The 23,223-nt window shown below is 53.8% G+C and carries 18 protein-coding genes and 2 pseudogenes; 14 read left to right on the top strand and 6 right to left on the bottom strand.

Annotated features, from left to right (window positions below; genetic code table 11):
• The first annotated feature begins 181 nt into the window (after nucleotides 1-181).
• The 5 genes from AB4P90_RS24740 (at nucleotide 182) to AB4P90_RS24760 (ending at nucleotide 4,492) form a co-directional block, all read left to right on the top strand.
• Nucleotides 182-1,549 (top strand): YfjI family protein, encoded by a 1,368-nt coding sequence (locus AB4P90_RS24740; protein ID WP_073844151.1) that lies wholly within the window; start codon nucleotides 182-184, stop codon nucleotides 1,547-1,549.
• Nucleotides 1,533-1,892, top strand: a complete 360-nt coding sequence (locus tag AB4P90_RS24745) for a hypothetical protein (protein WP_073844149.1) — start codon at nucleotides 1,533-1,535, stop codon at nucleotides 1,890-1,892. The genes AB4P90_RS24740 and AB4P90_RS24745 overlap by 17 nt, the downstream gene beginning before the upstream one ends.
• The gene (locus AB4P90_RS24750) at nucleotides 1,870-2,850 is read left to right on the top strand and encodes an integrase domain-containing protein (protein WP_073844147.1); all 981 of its coding nucleotides are present in this window, start codon (nucleotides 1,870-1,872) and stop codon (nucleotides 2,848-2,850) included. The genes AB4P90_RS24745 and AB4P90_RS24750 overlap by 23 nt, the downstream gene beginning before the upstream one ends.
• Nucleotides 2,847-3,125 carry a hypothetical protein gene (locus tag AB4P90_RS24755; protein WP_073844145.1) on the top strand — a complete coding sequence of 93 codons (279 nt, stop codon included), beginning with the start codon at nucleotides 2,847-2,849 and terminating at the stop codon, nucleotides 3,123-3,125. The genes AB4P90_RS24750 and AB4P90_RS24755 overlap by 4 nt, the downstream gene beginning before the upstream one ends.
• A gap of 479 nt (nucleotides 3,126-3,604) precedes the next feature.
• Nucleotides 3,605-4,492 carry a hypothetical protein gene (locus tag AB4P90_RS24760; RefSeq protein WP_047882044.1) on the top strand — a complete coding sequence of 296 codons (888 nt, stop codon included), beginning with the start codon at nucleotides 3,605-3,607 and terminating at the stop codon, nucleotides 4,490-4,492.
• A 105-nt stretch (nucleotides 4,493-4,597) separates the two neighbouring features.
• On the opposite strand, the gene AB4P90_RS24765 is transcribed toward AB4P90_RS24760, so the two are convergent.
• Together AB4P90_RS24765 and AB4P90_RS24770 are read right to left on the bottom strand one after the other, a co-directional pair.
• Entirely contained in the window at nucleotides 4,598-5,512 is a 915-nt protein-coding gene (locus AB4P90_RS24765) for a Kiwa anti-phage protein KwaB-like domain-containing protein (protein WP_073844143.1), read from the bottom strand.
• A 4-nt stretch (nucleotides 5,513-5,516) separates the two neighbouring features.
• Nucleotides 5,517-6,023 carry a hypothetical protein gene (locus AB4P90_RS24770; protein ID WP_139273372.1) on the bottom strand — a complete coding sequence of 169 codons (507 nt, stop codon included), beginning with the start codon at nucleotides 6,021-6,023 and terminating at the stop codon, nucleotides 5,517-5,519.
• A 674-nt stretch (nucleotides 6,024-6,697) separates the two neighbouring features.
• Between AB4P90_RS24770 and AB4P90_RS24775 the strand changes: the two are divergent.
• The 7 genes and pseudogenes from AB4P90_RS24775 to tnpC form a co-directional block, all read left to right on the top strand.
• Nucleotides 6,698-6,988 (top strand): annotated as a pseudogene (locus AB4P90_RS24775) (IS5/IS1182 family transposase); the annotation flags it as partial.
• 166 nt (nucleotides 6,989-7,154) lie between these two features.
• Nucleotides 7,155-9,545: a class I SAM-dependent DNA methyltransferase gene (locus AB4P90_RS24780; protein ID WP_047882042.1), complete on the top strand. Its 2,391-nt coding sequence runs from the start codon at nucleotides 7,155-7,157 to the stop codon at nucleotides 9,543-9,545.
• Entirely contained in the window at nucleotides 9,542-10,834 is a 1,293-nt protein-coding gene (locus AB4P90_RS24785) for a restriction endonuclease subunit S (protein ID WP_073844139.1), read from the top strand. The genes AB4P90_RS24780 and AB4P90_RS24785 overlap by 4 nt, the downstream gene beginning before the upstream one ends.
• Before the next feature lie 10 nt (nucleotides 10,835-10,844).
• Nucleotides 10,845-13,886, top strand: coding sequence for a type I restriction endonuclease subunit R (locus tag AB4P90_RS24790; protein ID WP_047882040.1), 3,042 nt, complete (start codon nucleotides 10,845-10,847; stop codon nucleotides 13,884-13,886).
• Between the two features lie 256 nt (nucleotides 13,887-14,142).
• A complete protein-coding gene (gene tnpA / locus AB4P90_RS24795; RefSeq protein ID WP_009682494.1) occupies nucleotides 14,143-14,475 on the top strand; it encodes an IS66-like element accessory protein TnpA in 333 nt (110 codons plus the stop codon).
• Nucleotides 14,472-14,807: an IS66 family insertion sequence element accessory protein TnpB gene (gene tnpB, locus AB4P90_RS24800; RefSeq protein WP_009682493.1), complete on the top strand. Its 336-nt coding sequence runs from the start codon at nucleotides 14,472-14,474 to the stop codon at nucleotides 14,805-14,807. The genes tnpA and tnpB overlap by 4 nt, the downstream gene beginning before the upstream one ends.
• A gap of 61 nt (nucleotides 14,808-14,868) precedes the next feature.
• Entirely contained in the window at nucleotides 14,869-16,416 is a 1,548-nt protein-coding gene (tnpC, locus tag AB4P90_RS24805; RefSeq protein WP_034128274.1) for an IS66 family transposase, read from the top strand.
• Between the two features lie 132 nt (nucleotides 16,417-16,548).
• Here the strand turns inward: tnpC and AB4P90_RS24810 are convergent, their stop codons facing one another.
• The 4 genes and pseudogenes from AB4P90_RS24810 to AB4P90_RS24825 all read right to left on the bottom strand — a co-directional run bounded on the left by AB4P90_RS24810 (nucleotide 16,549) and on the right by AB4P90_RS24825 (nucleotide 21,725).
• Nucleotides 16,549-17,097 carry a methyl-accepting chemotaxis protein gene (locus tag AB4P90_RS24810; protein WP_230633870.1) on the bottom strand — a complete coding sequence of 183 codons (549 nt, stop codon included), beginning with the start codon at nucleotides 17,095-17,097 and terminating at the stop codon, nucleotides 16,549-16,551.
• Between the two features lie 42 nt (nucleotides 17,098-17,139).
• Nucleotides 17,140-17,868, bottom strand: a pseudogene (locus tag AB4P90_RS24815) (PAS domain-containing protein); the annotation flags it as partial.
• A gap of 152 nt (nucleotides 17,869-18,020) precedes the next feature.
• Nucleotides 18,021-20,090 (bottom strand): bifunctional diguanylate cyclase/phosphodiesterase, encoded by a 2,070-nt coding sequence (locus tag AB4P90_RS24820; RefSeq protein ID WP_033690316.1) that lies wholly within the window; start codon nucleotides 20,088-20,090, stop codon nucleotides 18,021-18,023.
• Between the two features lie 831 nt (nucleotides 20,091-20,921).
• The gene (locus tag AB4P90_RS24825; protein WP_395605441.1) at nucleotides 20,922-21,725 is read right to left on the bottom strand and encodes an HNH endonuclease; all 804 of its coding nucleotides are present in this window, start codon (nucleotides 21,723-21,725) and stop codon (nucleotides 20,922-20,924) included.
• Nucleotides 21,726-22,082: 357 nt separating this feature from the next.
• Here AB4P90_RS24825 and AB4P90_RS24830 point away from each other — a divergent pair, with 357 nt between their 5' ends.
• Entirely contained in the window at nucleotides 22,083-22,601 is a 519-nt protein-coding gene (locus AB4P90_RS24830) for a cysteine hydrolase family protein (protein ID WP_395605442.1), read from the top strand.
• 348 nt (nucleotides 22,602-22,949) lie between these two features.
• Nucleotides 22,950-23,204, top strand: a complete 255-nt coding sequence (locus AB4P90_RS24835) for a DUF6124 family protein (RefSeq protein WP_094774590.1) — start codon at nucleotides 22,950-22,952, stop codon at nucleotides 23,202-23,204.
• Nucleotides 23,205-23,223: the final 19 nt, after the last annotated feature.

Genomic DNA, 23,223 nt, shown 5'->3' on the forward strand with positions numbered 1-23,223 from the left:
CCCACCGTTATCGGTGCTCAGGAGGCAAGATCATGAGATGCCCAAGCTCCCGGTCGTAAAGAGCCGCCCGTCCCGCGTAAGTGGACACCCTCACAGGCTGCAGGGGCCTTGATCCCTGATAACACTCAACAACCGTGGCGGGGAGAGTGAGGGGGAAATTCGAAGCACCAGGAGAATGACGATGCAATTGTGCGAAGCGTTTGACCTGCCACAGCCGCTGCTGGAATACCGGCCCGAGCCGCTGGCGTATCCGGTCGAAGCGTTGGGACAGATATTAGGACCAGCCGTCGAACGCATGGCAGAGGTGATCGGCGTGCCCTGCGCCATGGCTGCGCAATCGGTGTTGGCCACTGCCGCCCTGGTGGCCCAGTCGCACGCCAATGTGCATCTCGATGGCCGTGTTTATCCGTTGTCCCTGTACATGCTGACGGTGGCATCGTCGGGTGATCGGAAAAGCGCAGTGGATCATCTGGCGCTGGCGGCTGCGCGTGAGTGGGAGCGGCGGCAGTGGGCGTTGTATTTGGAACAACTGAAATCCAATCGCGCCGCCATTCGAGGAAAGCACGAAGCTCGTGAGTTATCCGACCCCATACCGCCCAGGTTGATCATCGCCGAGCCCACCATTGAGGCGCTGATCAAAAACCTATGCCAGGGCTTGCCCAGCATGGGGTTATTCAACGATGAGGGCGGCCAGTTTCTGGGCAGCAGCACCATGAGCAAAGAGAACCAACTCAAGGCCATCACCACCCTGTCAGCACTCTGGGACGGCAGCCCCATCGACCGGGCGCGCTCCATGCCTGGCGAAAGCCTGCGAGCTTATGATCGTCGCCTCAGTCTGCATCTGATGCTGCAACCTTACCTGGCCACCCAGCTACTCACAGACCGGATGATCAACGGCCAAGGCATCCTTGGCCGTTGCCTGATCAGTTGGCCCGAACGCCTAGTGGGGCGACGCTTGTACAAGGCGGTCGACCTTACGCGAGATGCCAGGATCCAGCGCTACCAAGCGCGCATTACCGCTCTGCTGGATAAGCCGCTGTCGCTACACAACGACGGCTCACTTAACCCTGACAGGCTGGAACTGACACCCAGCGCTCGCGGTGCCTGGATCGATATTCACGACACCATCGAATGCCAATCTGGTGAGTTTGGCGAGCTGGCCGGCATTCAATCTGTCGCCGGGAAAGCAGCCGCCAATGTACTGCGTATCGCCGGGGTATTGGCGGTGATTGAAGACGCGCCCGTAGTGGACGAACCCCATATCCAGCGCGCCTCGACGCTGATGGATTACTACCTGGCCGAAATCCAGCGCCTGACGGAGCAAGAACCCATCAACAAGTTACGCGAGGAGGCGGATCGACTGCTGCGCTGGCTGACGCAAAAAGGCTGGACCCAATTTACCGTCCGCGACCTCAATCGCAATGGCCCCCGCTTTGCCCGCAAAAGCAGTCATCACACCATTACGCTGCTGGTCGAATTGATCTCACATAGCTGGCTGGACTCTTCTGACGGAAAGACCTTCGAGGTGCGCCATGTTCCGCCTCAATGACGCGGTGCGCCGTTACCAGGCGCAGCATCAGACACGACCTGCATTGCGGAGTGTCGCCACTTCCGTCGCCGCCTTGTCGCCATGCTTCAGAGCAGCAACTACAAGGGTTGTCGCCACTGGCGCCGTTGTCGCCACACCCGCCTTAGGGCCTGTCAACATCGGCCAACTGATCCACCAACTGCGCGAAGAGGGAGCAATGCTGCGGCATCAGCAAAACGCCCTGATTATTCGTCCCGCACATTGGCAACAAGTGAACAAGATCAGCGCCCACTGGAAAGCGGTGCTGCGCTTTCTGCAAGACAATGAAAACGGTGAAGCCGATGGCATTGGTCGGCCGACGTGACGGGCGCAACTTTGGCTACGGCCGTCAGCTCAGCTATGCCGGCCCACAAGCGCTGAAAGATCTGTTTGCCGGCGGCCACTTCGCTACGGTCAAAGCACACAGTGATCGCTGGCAGGCTTTCGTGAAGTGGTGTCGGTCAGCGGACGGCCCCGGTTACAACGACGCCCGCCAGATAGATCGCAGTACCTTGCACAGCTACGCCACACACCTGCGTCAGCAAATCCAACAAGGTGAAATCTGCATCGCCACCGCGCAGAACCGCCTGAGTAGCGTAAACCGTACCCTCGCAGCACTACGCGGCGACCAGTACGTGAAAATCGCCAGCCCGAGCAAGGCACTCGGCATGCAGCGATCAAGCGTACGCACCCGCGCACCGAATGGCCAAGATCACCAACAACTGAGTCGAGTGATTGAAGCGCTTCGCGAACAGCAACACCACCGCGTCGCTGCGATTGTCTGCTTGGCCCGCGCAACCGGCATGCGCTTGCGCGAAACGATCTTGGCTGACCTGCCACGTTTGCAACGTGAGGCTAAACACTTAGGCCGCATCAATATTCAGGATGGGACCAAAGGCGGCCGGGCTGGAGCTTCAGCAGCGCGCTGGATCATCGCAAATAACGAGGTTAAGGCAGCCTTGCAGATGGCTCGTCACGCCTCGCCACCCCACAGCCGCAATTTGCTGGCCGAAGGTGAAAGCTACGCCAAGTTCCAGCAACAGACGGTGAGGCCAGCCCGTGAATTGCTTCAGAAGCTGGGACTGAAGGGGGTTCATGAATTTCGAGCGGCTTATGCGTGCGAGCGCTACATACAGCTCACGGGCCACGCGGCCCCCGTCAATGGTGGCCGATGCTATCGCATCGACCACGCTCTGGACCAAAGCGCGCGACGGCAAATTAGTCTTGAGCTTGGGCACAATCGAATCGAGGTGGTTTCGGCTTACATTGGGGGTAGAGCGTGAGCAAGCCTTTCGATATGGCACTTTTCCTGGGTGGAGTACTGAACGGTTCGACAGCCACGCAGCAAAGACACATTCGACAAGCTCGTATCATGCAGGCAGCTATCCAACAGAGGTGGCAGCGCGATAACCCTTGGGGCTGGCACTTCAAGCATGTGCGTTGGTTTTTGGTACACCAGCTGAAGGACCGCTCAGAAGCCACCCGTTACTACTACAGGCTCACCGCACAACTTATCTCGAAAAGATTAGGCCGGAGCTGGCTTTGCCTTGATATCTAAGCGCCGACCGTCCCGGCCACATAAGTGGCCCTCCACGTTGACATTTCCCTTGACAAATGGTTATCTCGATAAAGACCATGGTACTTAGTGCCGTTAAGAGCCGTCTAGGTGCATGGGGCCGGTGAAACAGGCCCCATGCACCTAGACGGCACCCTAACCCATGCATTTCGTCGGCTAATCCCTTGCAACCACAGCCCTTCGCCTATAAATGCGCCAACTGAATGTGCTAACCTCAAATCCAAGTCTATTTCCACCCTTATGGGTACTTTCGCCATGATCAGCGGCCACCAGCATTCAAAAGACCTTAGCTTTGCGGAAATGATGAGCCTTAAAAGCAGCTCACGTGACCGCCAGGTTGATGCTGTCTATGCTGCAGACCCTGAGATGCTTGAAATGGCTGCTGCCCGTGCCAAAGCCGCCCTTCGTGGCAACTCTGCTTCAATCGCTCGCCCACTACGATTCTCTGCGCTAAGCAACTGATGCCCGAAGCGGCAAACGAAGACGCTCCGTTCGCCTTACTTGAACGTTCAGAGCTCTTCGCATTTCTGCTCGATCTAATTCAGCGCGTCTACCGCCCCTCAATTCAATCAGCTGTCACCGATTACGGCCTTGTGATCGTTGGCGGGCAATCGCTTACGCTTTGGGCCCGGCAATACCTCATCGACGAAATGACAGGCGAGGATGTCGGATTCGTCACTAGCGATGATTTGGACTTTATCGGTAAACCCAACTCTATTGATTATTGCGCCCGCGTGATGGGAGTCCCTTTTCGCAAGGCTAAGATGGACGACAACACTATAAACATTGCCGCCGCGTATATTGACTGGGTTGACGGTAAAGAGGTCATTGTCGATATCCTGGAAATGGACAGCGTCGGGGGCGCGCCTCAAAAAGAGATTTTCAAGTATTTATCTGTCCTGGATATCGAAGGTGTGCAGATCGCCGTCATCGACCCCATCACATGTCTGAAGTCTCGTTTATTCAATTTATTCTCTTACTGGCAGGATCGGCCACATCGGGAATCCGTGCGGGTGACGATTGCACTTCGCGCGTCGAACCATTATCTGCGCGACCTGCTGGTAAATGATGGGTATCGAGTCATATCAGAGCATATCCGCCGGATCAAGGCCTTAGCCCTGACACCGCTCGGCAAGCGTGTTTATGTCGAATATGGAATCGACGTGCTGGATGCCATCCCCTACGATCCGGCGCTATTCCCAACCGCCTACATGGATCGGGAACGACCGAACATGCTTCGCCAAATAGGTGATGCACGCCGACGGAAGTTAATTCAGTACCAACGATTCGCTTGTGGTCCTATTCACCTGAGCCATCTTCATCCCGCGGTAGAGAACGATCCAAGATAAGAGAATCTGGATAACGCAAAACACTCACGCGGTCATCTCATCGACTCTGCAACCAAGGATGGTGACGGAGACAAGGCCACAGCTATAATAGCTACCGATAGAGTATTAAATATTTTCAATATTTTGTACGTCGTAATACTCTCCAGAGAAACGGGAAAACAACCGATGATTGAGAAGAGCCAAAAAAATGTACTTACAACTTTCGGCGCTTGGCACTATTTTCCCGTTCAAATCAAAATCAATTAGCAGTTGCATTTCCACAGCATTATTACGAATATTTTGTATATAAACATCATTATTGTAGTGGGCCTTTTGCTTAATTGCGGAGGCTCTTCTTAACTGAATCTTATTGTTTCCCACATAGGCATCAATCTCATCCATACTGGAAAACAATGATGAAAATTTCGGCTCCAGCTTTAACAACCCAAAATCTTCTTTATGAGCCTCTTTATAGCTTAATATTGACTCCGTCTTATTTTTTTGCTTAGCAATTACATCGCCGTCAAAAATGAAAAAATCTATACTCTTAGAAATATTAAAAGTTGGCGTATTATCGATATCCAGAGCATTGTCTTTGAATACCGCCCTATATGCGCCAGCCAGCTTCTTTAACTTCCAAGAGTCATCGGTCGATTTTACTGCATAGAGAGAATTTTGATCATCAAGAGTAAGCCTTATTGCATAAAAATGGGCATTCTGTATATCTTTAAGTTTTTTCACCTTCTTTTCATCGCGAGCCACGCACTCTTGTATCAATTGTCCTGCATGTGTTTCATCTGCTGGAATCGACAAGACACTAGTTTCGTTATTTTCGGCGAGCAGCGAGTATTCTCGAATTTCTTCGACACTTTGGACTGCAGCATTGACATTTTCTTTTATTTTAGCATCCAAAAGTTCAGAAGTCTCAACCCAGCGCCCTGTGTAAACTATTTTACCCGCGCGAGTAGATCTCTTGAAAACCCACAGAGTAACAGTTGAATTGAGGACATCAAACGCTTTCAATGCTAAAAGATCGGCCATAATGTTAGTCTCGTTGTTTTAGAATTTTGACTTTATCAATACTGCTATAACGAAGAACATCACCAGTTAACGGTTGAAACTTAGCCAAACAACCTTCTGCATTCGATATAGAGTCGCCTTCATATCGATACTTTATTTCGTAATGTCCCCAACCAAACGCAACCAGCGCAGGATTTAAAATCACTTGCCCCGACTTGTAAGTCAGCCAAAATATCCAAGCCAGAAATATAAAAAAACCCAGAAATTTACCCGTCTCTTGATAATCCAAACTCATAAATGAAACCACATAAGGCAAAACGTAGTTCATTAGATCTGCTGGAACATGCTTGCACTCTTCCACAATGATTTTCCGCTTTGGTGTGGCGAGCCAAATTGTTCCTAATGATATTGAGAGCGAAATGAGACAGAGGGTAAAAAAACCAAGTGCTAATAAGGGATGCTTTAACGGCAGCTCACATTGACTGGCGAAATTTTTCCAGTCTGAGCACAGACTTTGAGCAGTCGAACCCATTGTAAAATCTTGGACGAGTAAGATCATGCTCAGGGGAAGGTAAGATCCTAAGTAGATCAATAATGCGACTAAAATCCTTGTCTGCATTTTGTAAATAGTCCTGAATCTGGTGATCTTTATTTAAAGGATTCTGGTGGCGGTCAGCCCCACAAAAACGCCACACAGCTCACTAAACTAGACAGAGCCAAGCTAGCATATTGCCATCTACAGGTCTAACCCTCCTGCGTTCTTTATCGGTTGGCGTTCAAGTTGCTGGCGGCTTCCTATCCGACAGCGGCGCGATCCTGGGTCACCAACAGACGCTCGTAGTAGAGCATGCCGATCTATCGATCCAGCACACGAGTACTCCAGTTTTGCGTGGCGGCCTCAGTCATATATCACCGGCGGCGCTACCAACCTTGAGCAAGGTGCGGTAATAGATCTAGCTCAATTCGGTACGCAATCCGTTCCAAATTGGTAAGGCCATCGTGACCTAATCCCTGAGCAAGAGCGCGGTTGAAGTAGCGTTTCAGGACATCGCAGCGGGTCACACTGCAAGCCCGTACTTCGTCCAGCCTATTGGTTATTGTCGTCTTTCTTTGCTGCCTGTGCGGAGGTTGGAGCTTTCGGCTGCGTAATATGTCAGGAATGACGCTGTGACTGTTACCGCTGACCGAAAACTGACCCGGTAAAGGCTGGTTGCCGACAAGGGCTATAACGCAGAGGCATTTCGTCAGCACTCTGACCGTTATCGAATGCAGCCAGTCATCCCGCTGCGCAAGATGATACGTAAGCCAAAGCCCGCGGCACCCCGCCGGCTCAACAAGCCCCAATACACGAGACGAGACATCATTGAGCGGATGTTCTGCTGGCTGAAAGACAACCACCTGATTGGTAACCGCTACGACAACCTCGCGGACAGCTTTTCTGCGATGCTCTCGCTGGACTGTTCGCTGCGGTGTTTACGACAGCTGGTTTCGTACAGAGTCCAGACCTCACCGAATGTTCGTATTCATGGGTCTCCTTTAATGGATTTGACAAGTAAAAAACACCACGGTGGCCGAGTCTGTAACGCTCATGGATAATGGTGGGTTTACGGCCGTTCAGCTACACGTCGCGCCCCTTTGACACCAGGACAATAGCCCCTTCCCCATGAACCATTACGCACATACCAAACTTGTCTCATTCATTTGGTCTATCGCGGATGACTGCCTTCGCGACGTTTACGTCCGGGGCAAATACCGTGACGTCATCCTGCCGATGGTTGTTCTGCGTCGCCTCGATACTCTCCTCGAGCCCACCAAGGCCGAAGTCCTGGAGGAGGTCCGCTTTCAGAAAGGCGAAATGAAGGCGACTGAGCTGGACGATGCACCGCTAAAGGCGGCCTCTGGCTACGTATTCTTCAACACGAGCAAATGGACACTGAAGCTGCTGCATGCAACCGCCACTAACAACCAACAGATACTGCTGGCCAACGTGGAAGACTACTTGAACGGGTTCAGCGACAACGTCAAAGAGATCATCTCGCGCTTCAAGCTACTGGAGCAGATGCGGCACATGGCAAACAAGCAGGTCTTACTGGACGTGCTAGAAAAGTTTATCTCGCCCTACATCAACCTCACGCCACATCAGGTCGAAGACCCTGACGGTAACACCCTGCCAGCCCTCAGCAACCTCGGCATGGGCTATGTCTTCGAAGAGCTGATCCGCAAGTTCAATGAAGATAACAACGAGGAGGCGGGCGAGCACTTTACTCCGCGTGAAGTGATCCACCTTATGACCCACCTGGTCTTCGACCCGATCAAGGATCGGCTGCCCCCCGTTATGACCATCTATGACCCCGCCTGTGGTAGCGGCGGCATGCTAACGGAGTCGCAGAACTACGTCATTGACCCCGATGGTTTGATCAAAGCTACCGGCGACGTCTATCTGTACGGTAAGGAAATCAACGACGAGACCTATGCCATCTGCAAATCCGACATGATGATTAAGGGCAACAACCCCGAAAACATCAAGGTCGGCTCCACCCTGTCCACCGATGAGTTCGCCGCCCAGCGCTTTGATTTCATGTTATCCAACCCGCCCTACGGCAAAAGCTGGAACAGTGAACTCAAATACATCAAGGACGGCAACGACGTCATCGACCCGCGCTTCAAGGTCGAGCTGAATAATTACTGGGGCACCAGGGAAACCAAAGACGCAACCCCCCGCTCCAATGACGGCCAACTGCTATTCCTGATGGATATGGTGGGCAAGATGAAGTCCACCAAGGACAGTTCCATAGGCTCGCGTATCGCCTCGGTCCACAACGGCTCCAGCCTGTTTGCAGGCGATGCTGGCAGCGGCGAGTCCAACATCCGCCGCCACATCATCGAAAACGACCTGCTCGACACCATCATCCAGTTGCCGAACAACTTGTTCTACAACACCGGCATCACCACCTATATCTGGCTGCTGACCAACGCCAAGCCCGCAGCACGACAGGGCAAGGTGCAACTGATCGACGCCAACCCGCTATTTCGTAAGCTACGCAAAAACCTTGGTGACAAGAACTGCGAATTCGCTCCTGAACATGTCGAAGAAATCACAAGCGCCTATCTTGCTTTCCAATCGGTCGAACGGAAGCTGGATGCCAACGGCGACCCCACCGGCATTGCCGTGCAGATCTACGACAACACCGATTTCGGCTATCACAAGGTCACTATCGAGCGCCCCGACCGCCGCCGCGCCCAGTTCAGCGCTGAACGGCTTGCTCCCCTGCGCTTCGATAAATCCCTGCGCGAACCGATGGAGTATCTGTGGGAAGCACACGGTGAGGCGGTCTATGAGCCGGGCTTCCTGAATGCGCATGCTAAGCCGGTCATGGAGTGGTGCGAAGAGCAGGGCATCACCCTGAACGCCAAGGCCCGCGCCAAGTTAATTGATACCGCCAACTGGAAGCGTCTGCGCGAATTGCTCGATCACGGACACCAGTTGATGCAGGCCATCGGTACGGATGAAACTGCCGACTACAACGAGTTTTGTGATCGCATTAGCAAGGTGCTGAAGACCCGAAAGATCAAGCTGTCAGCGACCGAGAAGAACGCCATCTTGAATGCGGTGAGCTGGTATGCCGAGGACGCAGAAAAGGTGATAGACAAATCTCTTCGCTTTACCGACCTGGAGCTCGCATCGGTAGCTGCGCAGCTAGGCTGCGACGTATCAGCGCTAGGCGATTTTGGCTTTTATGCACAGGCCGATGGCACCTGGCTGACCTACGCCTCAAACACCGACCTCCGCGACAGCGAGTCTGTGCCGCTGAAGGACAGCATTCACGGCTACTTCCTGGCCGAGGTGAGGCCCTATGTCGAAGAGGCCTGGATCAACCTCGACTCGGTCAAAATCGGATACGAGATCAGCTTCAACAAATACTTCCACTATCACAAGCCGCTGCGGAGTTTGGGCGAAGTTACGGCGGATATTCTGACGCTGGAGCAGCAGGCTGACGGACTGATCTCGGATATTTTGGGTGTCCCGATGGCGGCGTTGTCGGAGGTGGGATGATGGATAGGTTTGGGTTCGAGCAGTACGAAAGCTACGCAGAAAGTAATGTTAGATGGATTGGTAAATTACCATCGCATTGGAAAGTTGAGCGAAGCAAATGGCTTTTTTCTGACCGCAAAGAGCGCGCAAGACGGGGCGAGCCACAACTTGCAGCTACTCAAAAATACGGCGTGATTCCTCAATCGCAATTCATGGAGATTGAGGGACGCCGAGTGACCCAAGTCTTTCTTGATTTTGACATTCTAAAACATGTTGAATCTGGCGACTTCGTGATGAGCATGCGTAGCTTCCAGGGCGGAATTGAGTACTCTGAACACACGGGGTGCGTTAGTTCAGCATATGTCGCTTTGCGACCTGGACCGCGCGTAGAGCCAGCCTTTTTTCGCTATCTACTTAAAAGCACCAGATATATTGAGGCCCTACAAAGCACATCCAATCTAGTGCGTGATGGGCAGGCGCTTCGCTTTGACAACTTCTCGGCGGTCGACCTATTCATCGTTCCCATTGAGGAGCAGCGTTCGATCGCGACATTCTTGGACGAGAAGTGCGCCAAGATCGATGTAGCTGTGAAGATCAAGGAAGACCAGATCACGCTGCTACGCGAGCGGCGTCAGATCATCATTCAGGAAGCCGTAAACCGCGGCCTGAATTCCGCCACTCCATTGAAAGACAGCGGCATCGACTGGATTGGCCAAATCCCAGCGCATTGGGAGGTGCGGCGCAGCAAGTTTGTCTTCACGCAACGCAAAGAGTTGGCGCGAAAGGATGACATTCAGCTTTCTGCCACCCAATCCTATGGGGTTATTCCTCAAGAGAAGTTTGAGGAGCTGGTTGGTCGCAGGGTCGTGAAAATCCAGACGAACCTCGAAAAACGCAAGCACGTAGAGTTGGACGACTTCGTGATCAGCATGCGCAGCTTCCAAGGCGGCCTGGAGCGAGCTTGGGCGGCGGGCTGCATCAGGTCCTCCTACATTATTTTGCGACCGCACGAGGAGATTTGCCCGACCTTCTTCGGCTACCTTTTCAAAAGCCCTCGATATATTAAAGCCCTGCAAACAACTGCAAGCTTCATTCGCGACGGGCAAGACTTGACCTTCGAAAATTTCGCGATGGTCGACCTTTTCCTTCCACCCATCAATGAACAGCGTGAGATTGCGGACGAAATCAAAAGAAAATGCGAGAAGGTTGAGAATGGTATTGCCATCAAAGAACGCCAGATCGCCGCGCTCAAGGAATACAAAGCCAGCCTAATCAACGCGGCCGTCACCGGCAAGATCAAGGTTATTTAAGGGATAGTATATGGTCAGCAATACTAGGGAAGTTGCACTCGAGCAGGCGATTCAGAAATATCTGACCGGCTGGACGACCGAAGAGCTGGCAGGCAAGCCCGTGCCGGTTGGCGGCGGCCCCTATAGCATCGGCCTGCCCGGTGACTTCAACGCCCAGTATGCGCTAGACACTGCCATGTTCTGGCAGTTTTTGGAGTCGACACAGGGCAAGGAGCTGGCCAAGCTGCAATCGCGCAACCCATCAGATTGGCAAGCTAAGATCCTTGAGCGCTTTGATCGGATGATCAAAAGGCACGGCCTGCTGCATCTGCTGAAAAAGGGTCTATCGGTCGATGACGCGTTCTTCTCACTGATGTACCCCGCTCCGCTGGCCAGCTCTGCCCCCCGCATCCACGAAAACTTCGCTGCCAATATTTGGAGCATCACTCGACAGGTCCGCTATTCGCAGAGTAACCCTCTGGAAGAAATCGACATGGTACTGTTCCTGAACGGCATACCCTTGGTCACGGTCGAGTTAAAGAACGCCTGGACTGGGCAAACTGCCCGCTTTCATGGCCAGAAGCAGTACCACGAAAAACGCGACGCCACCCAGCCTCTGCTGCAATTTGGCCGCGCACTTGTGCATATGGCGGTGGACACCGACGAGGTGTTCATGACCACCAAGCTTACCGGGGCCTCGACTTTCTTTCTGCCGTTCAACAAGGGCCACAACAATGGCGAGGGCAACCCGCCGAACCCCAGCGGCCACAAGACCGCCTATCTGTGGGAAGAGGTGTTCCTGCCCGCCAGCCTTGCGGGCATCATCCAGCATTTCGTTCTGCTGGAGGGCAAAGCCACCGATCCGCTGGCGAAGAAATCGCTGATCTTCCCGCGCTATCAGCAGTTGGACGTGGTGCGCCGCTTGCTGGACCACGCGTCCACCAACGGTGTCGGCCACAGCTATCTGATCCAGCATTCGGCGGGATCAGGCAAATCGAACTCGATCACCTGGGCGGCCTATCAGCTGATCGACGCGTACCCCAATAGCGTCGGCCTCCCTGGCGCCAAGGGCCTAGACCAGCCCTTGTTTGACTCGGTTATTGTGGTGACGGACCGGCGCTTGCTCGATAAGCAGCTGCGCGACAACATCAAGGACTTCTCTGAGGTCAAGAACATCGTCGCCCCAGCGCTGCGTTCAGCCGACCTAAAATCCGCGCTGGAGAACGGCAAGAAGATCATCATCACGACAATTCAGAAGTTCCCCTTCATCATTGATGGCATTGCGGACCTAAGCGAAAAACGATTCGCCGTGATCATCGACGAGGCGCACAGCGGTCAAAGCGGCCAGGCCCATGACACCATGAACCGCGCGATGGGTGCCGGGGACACCGACCTGGACGAGGATGATCCGCAAGACCGAATCCTGGCGGCGATGCAGTCCCGCAAAATGCGCGGTAACGCGTCCTATCTGGCCTTTACCGCAACGCCTAAGGCGACCACGCTTGAGAAGTTTGGCGAACAGCAATCCGACAGGAGCTTCAAGCCATTCCATCTTTACAGCATGAAGCAGGCCATTGAAGAGGGTTTCATCCTCAATGTGCTGGCTAACTACACGACCTATAAAAGCTATTACGAAATCCAGAAGTCCGTGGAGGGAAACCCGCTTTTTGACACCCAGAAGGCTCAGAAGAAGCTGCGGGCCTATGTCGAACGCAGCCAGCACACGATCAACACCAAGGCCGAGATTATGCTGGACCATTTCATCCCACAGGTCGTGAATGCCAAGAAGCTTCGCGGCAAGGCCAAGGGGATGATCATTACCCAGAATATCGAATCCGCAATCCGTTATTACAAGGCTGTAAACAAGCTGCTCGACGCACAAGGAACCCCGTTTAAGGCGTTGATCGCTTTTTCGGGAGAGAAGACCGTCGATGGGTTGAAGCACACCGAAGCCGAAATGAACGGCTTTCCTGAAAGTGAGACGCGGGAAAAGTTCGACACTGACGACTATCGGCTGCTGATCGTGGCCAACAAGTATCTGACCGGGTTTGACCAGCCCAAGCTGGCTGCGATGTATGTGGACAAGAAGCTGCAGTTCGTCCTAGCCGTCCAAGCCCTGTCTCGCCTGAACCGTTCGGCCCCAAAGTTGGGCAAGCGAACGGAAGATCTGTTCATCCTCGACTTCTTCAACAGCGTCGATGACATCAAGACGGCCTTCGATCCCTTCTACACCGTGACAACGCTGTCCGAGGCGACCGACGTCAACGTGTTGCACGAGCTGAAGGACGCACTGGACCAAGTTGGAGTATACGAGTGGCAGGAGGTCGAAGACTTCGTCACACGTTATTTTGCCGGTGAAGATGCCCAGGCCCTCAGCCCGATCATCGATGTTGCAGCCAATCGCTTCAACACTGAGTTGGAGTTGCTGGACCCCGAGAAGATCGACTTCAAGATCAAGGCCAAGCAGTTCGTGAAGATCTACGGTCAGATGGCGTCGATCATCCCGTTTGAAGTGCTGGTGTGGGAAAAGCTGTTCTGGCTGCTGAAGTTTCTGATTCCCAAGCTCATGATCGAAGATCCCAATCAGGATATGCTCGACGAACTGCTTGAGGCCGTTGACCTGTCATCGTATGGCTTGGAGCGCACGAAGCTGAACCAGGAAATCGGCCTCGACGATTCCGACACGGAACTGACGCCGCAAAACCCGAACCCACGCGGCAACCGCGACGGCGATCCGGAAACTGATCCGCTGGATGAAATCATTCGCAGCTTCAACGAGCGGTGGTTTCATGGCTGGAGCGCGACGCCTGAGGAGCAACGTGTCAAGTTCGTCAACATCGTCAACAGCATCCGCGCACACCCGGACTACACAGCCAAGTACGAGGACAATGCTGACCCTTACAATCGCGGCCTCGCATTGGAAAAGATGCTCCAGGACGTGATGCTGAAAAGGCGAAAGGACGAGCTGGAGCTCTATAAGCTGTTTGCCTCTGATCCGGCGTTCAAAGCGGCATGGAGCCAGAACATCGAGCAGGTGCTCAAAAAGAACTTGGACAATCAGGCCAGCGCATAAAGCGAAAAAACTGGGGGAGTCTACCGGCTGCACAAGCACGCAGACGGCGACTATAGCCTCGACCCAGCCACCGCTGTAGTCAGAGGTAAGACCCATGATTCGGAGAAGACGCGGGTGTCGGAGATCATCAAGGCGCTGAGAGACAGCTTCGTTGTATGCGTACGGCCAAGTCATCTACCCAGCCCTGCAAAGCCAAGACATGGTGTGCACTTACATTTAAGTGGGCACCAGTTCTAGCCTTTTAAGCGGGTATTTCATGCAGCCAACACGCCGTTCCTATTCCAAATCCTTCAAAGCTCAGGTCATTCAAGAGTGTGCCCAGCCCGGTGCTTCGATTGCCAGCATCGCACTCAGCCATAACCTCAACGCAAACCTCGTCCACAAATGGATTCGCCTGCAAGCGCAGAAAAGCACAGCGCTGCAACCTGCATTTATTCCGTTACCCGTGCCGCTGGCAGGGGCGAAATCCCACACATCATCATCGAATATTTGCGTTGAAATACAGCACCCGCGTGGCACCGTCACAGTGAACTGGCCCACTGAAAATGCTGCTGCCTGCGCGACCTTTCTTCGAGACCTTCTGCGATGATTCGCATCGACTCCATCTGGCTCGCCACCGAGCCGATGGACATGCGCGCTGGTACCGAAACGGCATTAGCCAAGGTGATTGCGGTGTTCGGTGCGGCGCAGCCGCACTGTGCTTATCTTTTCGCCAACCGCCGCGCCAATCGCATGAAAGTGCTGGTGCATGACGGCTTCGGCATATGGCTGGCGGCGCGCCGGTTGAGCCAGGGCAAGTTCCACTGGCCAAGCATTCGTCATGGCTCTGAAATGCAGTTGGACACCGAGCAACTCCAAGCCTTGGTATTGGGCCTGCCATGGCAACGAGCAGGTTCCGGCGGCTCGATCACACTGCTTTAACGGCTGCCATTAGCCTATCGGTCTATCGCCGCGAAGCGCCTGCTCTGGCAAAATTCGGCGCATGACTTCTTCTCCCAATCTCGACCAAATGACTCCCGACCAACTGCGTGCCTTAGCTGCGCAATTGCTCTCGCAAGTCGAAACAATGGGTAAGACGGTCGAAACCATGGGCAAGAAGATCAACCGCGATCAGACGGTGATCGAGAAGCTGACCTTCGAAATTGCGCAGCTCAAGCGCTTGAAATTTGCCAAGCGCAGCGAGCAGATGAATCCTGAGCAGGCCAGTTTGCTCGATGACCTGATCGATACAGATATCGCAGCGATTGAAGCAGAGCTTCAGGCCTTGCAAACAGTGCCAGCGGCGACCGAGAAAAAGCAGAAGCCCAAGCGCACTGCATTGCCGGCTGAGTTTCCACGCACACTGATCCATCACGAACCTGACAACACTCACTGCCCATGCGGCTGCGCGCTGAAACGCATCGGTGAAGATGTCAGTGAGAAGTTGGATTACACACCGGGCGTGTTCACCGTCGAGCGTCATGTACGTGGCAAATGGGTCTGCGATGACTGCGAAACGCTTATCCAGGCACCGGTTCCGGCTCAGATCATCGACAAGGGCATCCCAACCGCTGGGCTGCTGGCCCACGTCATGATTGCCAAGTTTGCTGACCATTTACCGCTTTACCGTCAGGAATCGATCTTCGGTCGAGCGGGCCTGGCGATTCCACGCTCAACCTTGGCCGAATGGGTTGGCGTGACTGGGGTTCAGTTGCAGCCGCTGGTCGATGCGCTGCGCGAAGTGGTACTCGGGCAGCAGATTATTCATGCCGATGAAACACCCGTGCAAATGCTCATGCCGGGAACAAAGAAAACCCACCGTTCCTATGTTTGGGCCTACGCCACCAGCCAGTTCTCGGATGTGGCAGCGGTGGTTTATGACTTCAGCCCCAGCCGTGCCGGAGAGCATGCTCGCAACTTCCTGCAAGGCTGGAGGGGCAAGCTGGTCTGTGACGATTTTGGCGGTTACAAAGCCAGCTTCGAACTCGGCGTGACCGAAATCGGCTGCATGGCCCATGCACGGCGCAAATTCTTCGAGCTGCACGCTACGAATAAAAGCACGCTTGCTGAGCAAGCCCTGCGCTATATCCAGTTGTTGTACGAAATCGAGAGCGAAGTCCGCGATCTGGAGCCGGATTTACGGCGGCGAATACGGAAAGAAAAAGCCGTCCCGGTAATGGACATGCTACATGTCTGGATGAGCGCCCAGCGCGACCTTGTGCCCGAAGGCTCAGCCATCAGCAAAGCACTCGATTACAGCCTGAAACGCTGGGCAGCGCTGTCGCGCTACCTCGATGACGGGGCTGTACCCATAGACAACAATTGGGCAGAGAACCAGATCCGACCATGGGCTCTTGGACGCAAGAACTGGCTCTTCGCAGGGTCGCTACGCAGCGGAAAACGGGCGGCGGCGATCATGAGTTTGATCCAGTCTGCGCGGCTCAACGGTCATGATCCGTATGCCTATTTGAAGGACGTGCTCACACGCCTGCCGACGCAGCGGGCGAGTGAAATCGATCATTTGCTGCCGCATATTTGGCAACCGGTCTAATTGCGTAAGACGTGATGCTCGGATGCAAACGTTCAGTTGCGCCCAGTAAGCAGCGATGATGTCATATTGGACAAGCACGCTTATCGTGAGAAATTGGAACAGCCTTACGAGGTTGTGCCCGATACAGTTACATCAGAGCTCTTCCTTTGCCTCGGCGAACTGGCGCACGGCGTCGACTACTTGCCGTGCTCCGCTCTGAATTTCCTCTATCACAAAGCCGGCTTGGCTGACCAAATCGACGCCTTGATCGACCTTTTGGCGACTAGCCTGCATGCTCTCCACAGCATCCTGCGCTAGTTCATGGTTGCGCTTCACAACATCGACGATTTCCACGGTGGCCTGCGCCGTGCGGGCTGCAAGGTTTCGTACTTCATCGGCGACCACCGCAAAACCTCGGCCTTGTTCACCCGCCCTTGCAGCTTCGATAGCAGCATTTAGAGCAAGTAGGTTGGTCTGCTCGGCGATACCTCGGATGGTCTGCACGATGCTGCGGATCATCTCTGACTGCTGATTGACTGCAGTGATGCCTTCAGCCGCTCGTGAGAGCTCGGCTGCTATGCCTTGTACCACCTCGACCGTTTCACTAATGACCTTGGCACCATGGCGAGCGCTTCTGTCCGTCTGCTGGGATATATTGTAGGCGAGCGTGGCTGCATCGGATTCTGCCTGCTGCTGGCGCACTTGGGACGTAATATCACGGGCAAACTTAACTACTTTGTAAAGCCGGCCACTGGCATCGAATACCGGGTTGTAGGTTGCGCTCAGCCAGACGGTATCGCCATGCCGGTTGAGTCGCTGGAAGCGTCCAGAGAAGAACTCACCACGGTTCAGTCGCTCCCAGAAATCGCGGTATTCAGGAGAGTCCGCTTCACCTCGTGTGCAGAACATGCGGTGGTGCTTTCCCCGAATCTCATCCAGGCGATAGCCCATGGCCTGCTCGAAGTTTTCGTTGGCGTCGAGAACCTCACCTTTCAAGTTAAAGGAAATCGCAGCCATCGAGCGACTGATGGCCTGAACCATGCTGCTCTGCTCCTGCTCACGGATCACCTGAGTAGTAATGTCGGTGGCCAGCTTCAGCACGCCTTCGACGCGACCATCGGCGCCTCGGATAGGGTTGTAGCTGGCTTCGAGCCAGACCTCCAGGCCTTGCTTATTACGCCTCAGGAAACGTTCACGTATGTACTCGCCACCAGCCAGGCGCTGCCAGAACTTACGATAGTCGGCACTCGCCTGGTAATCAGGAAAACAGAAAATACGATGGTGCTGTCCGACGATCTCCTCCAGTCGGTAGCCCATGGTGGTAAGAAGGTTCTCATTGGCACCTATGATGGTGCCATCGGGTTTAAATTCAATTGTTGCCGTCGAACGGTCAACGGCCACGGCCCTTGCTTCTGCGGCCTGAAGCTTTTGCAGAGCCTCAGCCAAGGTCTGCTTGATTGCCTTGTTGAACATTGATTAGCCTTAGAGTGAATTTTACTATCGGACGAATGAGGAGAAGCCGTAAATCCCAATTCGAATGTTTAACTGATGCTTAAATCAGGTGATGTAGCGGGTCTGCAAATTGCACCAGCAAGCACCAACTTGAATCTATGGCTTGTGCAGTATCACGCTAGAGTCTTGGTCGCGCTTAAGCTTTCCAGCATCCTCTCTGCGCTCATCGGCTTGCCCAGCAGGTAACCTTGCAAAATGTCGCAACCCAACTCGGTAAGCATCTGTTGTTGTTCAGCGGTTTCCACACCCTCTGCAACGATCCTCAGCCCCAGCGTTTTACCGAGCGCTACTATGGCCGAAACGATAGCCGCGTCATCGTTACACTTAGCCAGCTCGGTGATAAAACCTCGGTCGATCTTCAGTTCGTTGGCTGGTAGGCGCTTAAGATAAAGCAGGCTGGAATAACCGGTACCAAAGTCGTCGATGGAGATATTCACGCCCAATGCTGCCAATTGATCAAGAGCAATCAAAGCAGCTTCAGCGTCCCGCATCGCCGTAGATTCGGTAACTTCCAGTGTCAGGAAACGGGGGGGCAGGCCACTGCTTTGCAGGGCATTGCGCACGACATCAACGAGCTTTGCATGGGCCAGTTGTACCGTCGAAATGTTGACCGCAATACTCCATTCGTCTTTACCTTCGCCTAACGCTTGCCATTCGGCCATCTGCCGGCACGCCTCATGGATTACCCAGCTACCGATTGGCACGATCAATCCAGTACGCTCTGCCAAGGGCAGGAAACGGACGGGCGGCACCAAGCCAAAACCTGGCTTGTTCCAACGCAGTAAAGCTTCAACGCCGATCATAGGGCCATTTGGGGCGAGCATCTTCGGCTGGAAGTGCAGGATAAATTCATTCCGATCCAGTGCGCACCGCAGATCCTGTTGCATTTCCAACTGCAGGTGAGCGTTAACGTTCATAGCTTTTTCAAAGAAGCAGTAGCCATCGCGGCCCTGCTCCTTGGCGTGGTACATAGCCGCATCGGCATTGACCATCAGCTCATGCTCGGTTAGGCCATTTTCTGGGAATATAGCGATACCGATGCTAGCGGACACATGCACTGTCTGCCGCCCAAGTACGTAAGGTAATCGAATATTTTCCACCAAGCGTTGCGCCAACATCGCAGCGTCTTCAGGTTCGCCGGGATCGATAAGCAGAACGAACTCGTCGCCTCCGAGGCGAGCCACCGTATCTTCGCCGCGTTTGGCGTCGTTGATTCGCTTTGCTACTTGCAGAAGCAACTGGTCGCCAGTGTGATGACCGTAAGTATCGTTAACAGCTTTGAAACCATCCAGATCCATGAAGAGTACGGCAAAGTGGCTCTTCTGCCTGATGGCTTTATGAATCGCTTGCTGAAGACGGTCGTTTAGGAGGATACGGTTAGGGAGGCGAGTAAGATTGTCGTGAAGAGCTAGCTGCACCAGTTCACTGTTTGCGAGGTCAAGGGAGCTGGCAAGTATGCTGGTGCGGACGTCAAGCATTGATACGATCAAGGCAATAGCGCAGACAGCCAGCGTGATCAGAATCACCAAAACCATTAGCCAGTTGCTATCAATGCCTGCATTGACCGCTCCGCACACGCTCCCGATAGGAAATTGGGCAGCCGCCATTCCGGTATAGTGCATTCCAACAATGGCACACCCCATAATTAACGAGGCGCCGATGCGTGTACGATTGATGTACTGACCTTCGCCACGCAGGCGGAAAGCGATCCACAAAGCCACGCCCGAAGCAAGGATAGCAATCAGCACCGATAGCGCGAACAAAGACGGAACGTATTCCACTACAGGATTCATCAGCAGCGCCGCCATTCCAACGTAGTGCATGGATGCAATTCCGATACCCATGAGCACCGCACCAAGCAGCAAACGCGGCAGTGGCATTTCCGTCTGGCATGCTAGCCACAAAGCAAAGGCGGAGGAGGCGATGGCGATCAACAACGATAAGCCAGTCAGCGTCGGGTCGTAACCCAGCTCGATGGGCAGTTGGAAGGCCAACATGCCAATAAAATGCATCGACCAGAGGCCCGTGCCCATGGCGGAAGATCCACCGGCAAGCCAAAGTGCCGATGCTTTGCCTTCGGTACGGGTGACTCGACCAGTCATGTCCAGCGCGGTATAAGACGCCAGGATCGCTACGGCGAAGGAAAACAGCACATACACGCTGTTATAGCTGCTTACTAGCATTGAAACCCCGAAGGTTGAATTTGGCTCCTCTGGGCCATCGGCGGCACGAGCAGTTTCTGAAGAGTACGCTTCATCCTATCGTCAAAAATTTTACAAAAAAAAGCGTCATGCCAGCCTTGCGACTTCCACGGGCACGCTTACGGCTGAATGCGATGCTGGAAATTGTAGTGCCGTGCTGGGCACCCATATTGAATGACCTGGGCTTTGAAGGCCTTGGAATAGGAACCGAGTGTTGGCTGCATGAAATACCCGTTTAAAAGGCTAGATCTGGTGCTCACTTAAATTTGAGTGCACACGATGTCTTGGCTTTGCGGGGCTGGGTAGATGACATGGCCGGACGGTTACGCTTCGTTGCTGAGGTAAGGGGTTCTTTACCGACATCGCTAATCACATCAGCCGGCAAAAGGATTTGATGGCTCATGGTCACGAAGCGTGCTGGTCAGATCGAATGCAAACGTGTGGGCAAGTGGAGTGCAGTATTCCAATTGGTATTCCAATTAAAAATTTGGAACTATATTGATCTTATAAATCAATATTTTACGCGACGGATTCAAATTACCCCGGCCCAAACGAACGAAAAAAGATGTCTATGGACGTCTTTTTCGTGCCTGAAGTCCAGTAAATACGGGAGGAAATAAATCCGCCTCCTTTCTCCAGTCCCATTTCCAATGGGATAAAAAGCGGCTACCTATACTGTACCGATCAGGAGACCGCGCAATACCTTGAGAGCCAACTTTCCGGGTACAGTAACGGCTAATGGGCCCACCGGTAGGATGTCACTATCCAGGGTTCAGCCTCACAAAAAAACCGTACGCTGAACACAGTAGAAAGCTAAGGCTCGATTACCCATCGCCCGCGCAACATTGCTTTCAGCTCATCAACGCTCAGCGTCATATTCCGCTTGCGATGGACCACGGCGTGACAGTTGGCGCACAACGTAACGAGGTCAGTCTCAGGATTCACGGCTTTCTCACCACCAAAGTCCGAAATCGGCACTATATGGTGAACGTGAATGAAGCCCTTCGCGTGCTCGCCGTATGCCTGTTCGAAATCAAAGCCACATGCCTTGCAGTCAAGCCCGTGGATAGCAATGGCCTTCACCCTTAGATCTTTCCGGCGTTCGTAACGGGTTCCAAAGTAACTTGATTTGCTGCCTTCATTGGCCGATTCAAAGGTCAATGGATCGCCTTCGATATTTGGTGTGCCCTGGTCAGCCTGGGAAGACAGGAGCTTCGCATGACTTAGGATTGCATCGTAATCCAGTTGGGAAATGGACCGAACTCCGTCACGCCAATAGTTGTTCACGCGAGTAGCGGGGATCGTCTCCAGGTACGCTCCGTTAATTTTCGAGGGGATAGCGCCTTCAAACGGAGTGAAGTTTTCGATCAAAGCAAAAAGGTCCCCCTTATCACTCCTCGGGTCTGCGTAGACCTTGCCGATGCGTGCCATACCAAAATAATGCGGATCGGCGCTGAGGCGGACAGAAGCAAAGGTTTTGTCCTGGATGCGTCCTTTGTAATAGATCACTTCGGTTCCTTCAGCAAGCCAGGCTTGGTACCGCTTGGGGAAGTGATAGACAGCACCGGTCTCGTCTTGCCATTGCGATGTGTCGTTTTCAACGATGACTGCGGGCATTCCATTTCCTCTCGACTGATGGCAAAAGCCTACCAAAAAAGAGGAAACTTCTTACAAAATATTCCAGCTCAACTTTTATAAATTAATAAGGTGAAAAAACTTTTCAGCTTCCCCCGGAATCAAAAAAAAAGACGTCCAAAGACGTCTTTTTTGTACCTGGCATTCCATCAACCACAATGCTAGTGTCGCCCCATGACTACCTATTGCCTCACCTCGACAACCACCACCACGACCGCATCAAGCGGAGCGTGCGAGGTGTCGTGAGCCAATAACCAACGAACTTCAAAGGCCCGCCAGCGATGGACAGGGCCTTTTTTATGCCTTGTGTCGCTGGTTCACACGCAAGGAGATGCACCCATGTACGCCCTGTTGATACTGGATATCCAAGTCGGACTCATCCACGGCCCGGAAAAACCCTGGCGCTGCGACGAGCTGTTGGAAACGCTCAACACCCTGATGGACAAGGCCCGCAGCGCAGGCGCGCCAATTTTTCTCGCGCGTCACATCGGCCCCGCTGGCTCGCCAATCGAGTCGGGCAGCCCGCTTACGCTGGTTGCACCGGAACTGAAGTTACTGGGCGGGGAAGTGGTGTTCGAAAAACGGCGGCCTAACGCTTTTGCAATGACTGACCTGGCGGACAATCTGCGCTCCAGCGGCGCCACCGGCGTGGTAGTCACTGGGATGAAAACGCAATACTGCGTCGACAGCACCTGCCGTGCCGCGCGTGATCTTGGCTTCGATGCGGTGCTTATCGCCGACGGTCATACCTGTTCTGACACGCCCTTGATGAAAGCCGAGGCCATCGTGGCTCATCACAATGCCACGCTCAACGGGCCGTTCTGCCAGTTGGTTCAGGCTGAGGACTGGAGTTTTTAACAGAGCCTGACGACGGGGGAGGTTAACAGGGCTGGGCTTCGGAATTTTCCCGCAAGATGCCGAGCTGTCGGTGAACTAGCGCACTCAGCCCAACAAGCCTAGCCTCCCCCTGTCGCTGCAAAATCAGCGACCGGGTTTAGCAGCTCGGTTAATATCAAGGCCTGCAAAGCCACCATCCGTTCGAGCGATGCTTTCAGCATCCGCTGGTTCGTATCATGGCGGCTGTGCGTGGGGCACTTTCGGGTGCGCCGGGTTCCTTGATTCCTGGTCTGCTAACCCGCGTACGGTCGCCACCCTTTTCGTTTAGCAGCGATGTCTGGCGACTCCATCAATCAAGGAGTTTCAGCCATGAAAAAGATCACCCCCAATCCCCCAACCACCCTCTTCACCCTCGCCGAAAACATCCACCCCGAAACCCTGCTAATCCAAGCCAGCGAAACCCTCGCCTCTCTCAACGCCATGACCACCGACCTGGCTTTCGAACTCGAAGGTGCGCACCGCCACAAGTTGCTGGCCGCTCAGCAATTGATCGTTTTGGGTGAGCTATTAGTAGAACGGGTCCTGAACACCCAACCATTCACTACCCATCCGCCACAACCCTAAACCACGAAAACGGGCGAGA

The organism is Pseudomonas sp. B16120 (assembly GCF_044218845.1).
Classification (GTDB): Bacteria; Pseudomonadota; Gammaproteobacteria; order Pseudomonadales; family Pseudomonadaceae; genus Aquipseudomonas; species Aquipseudomonas paracarnis.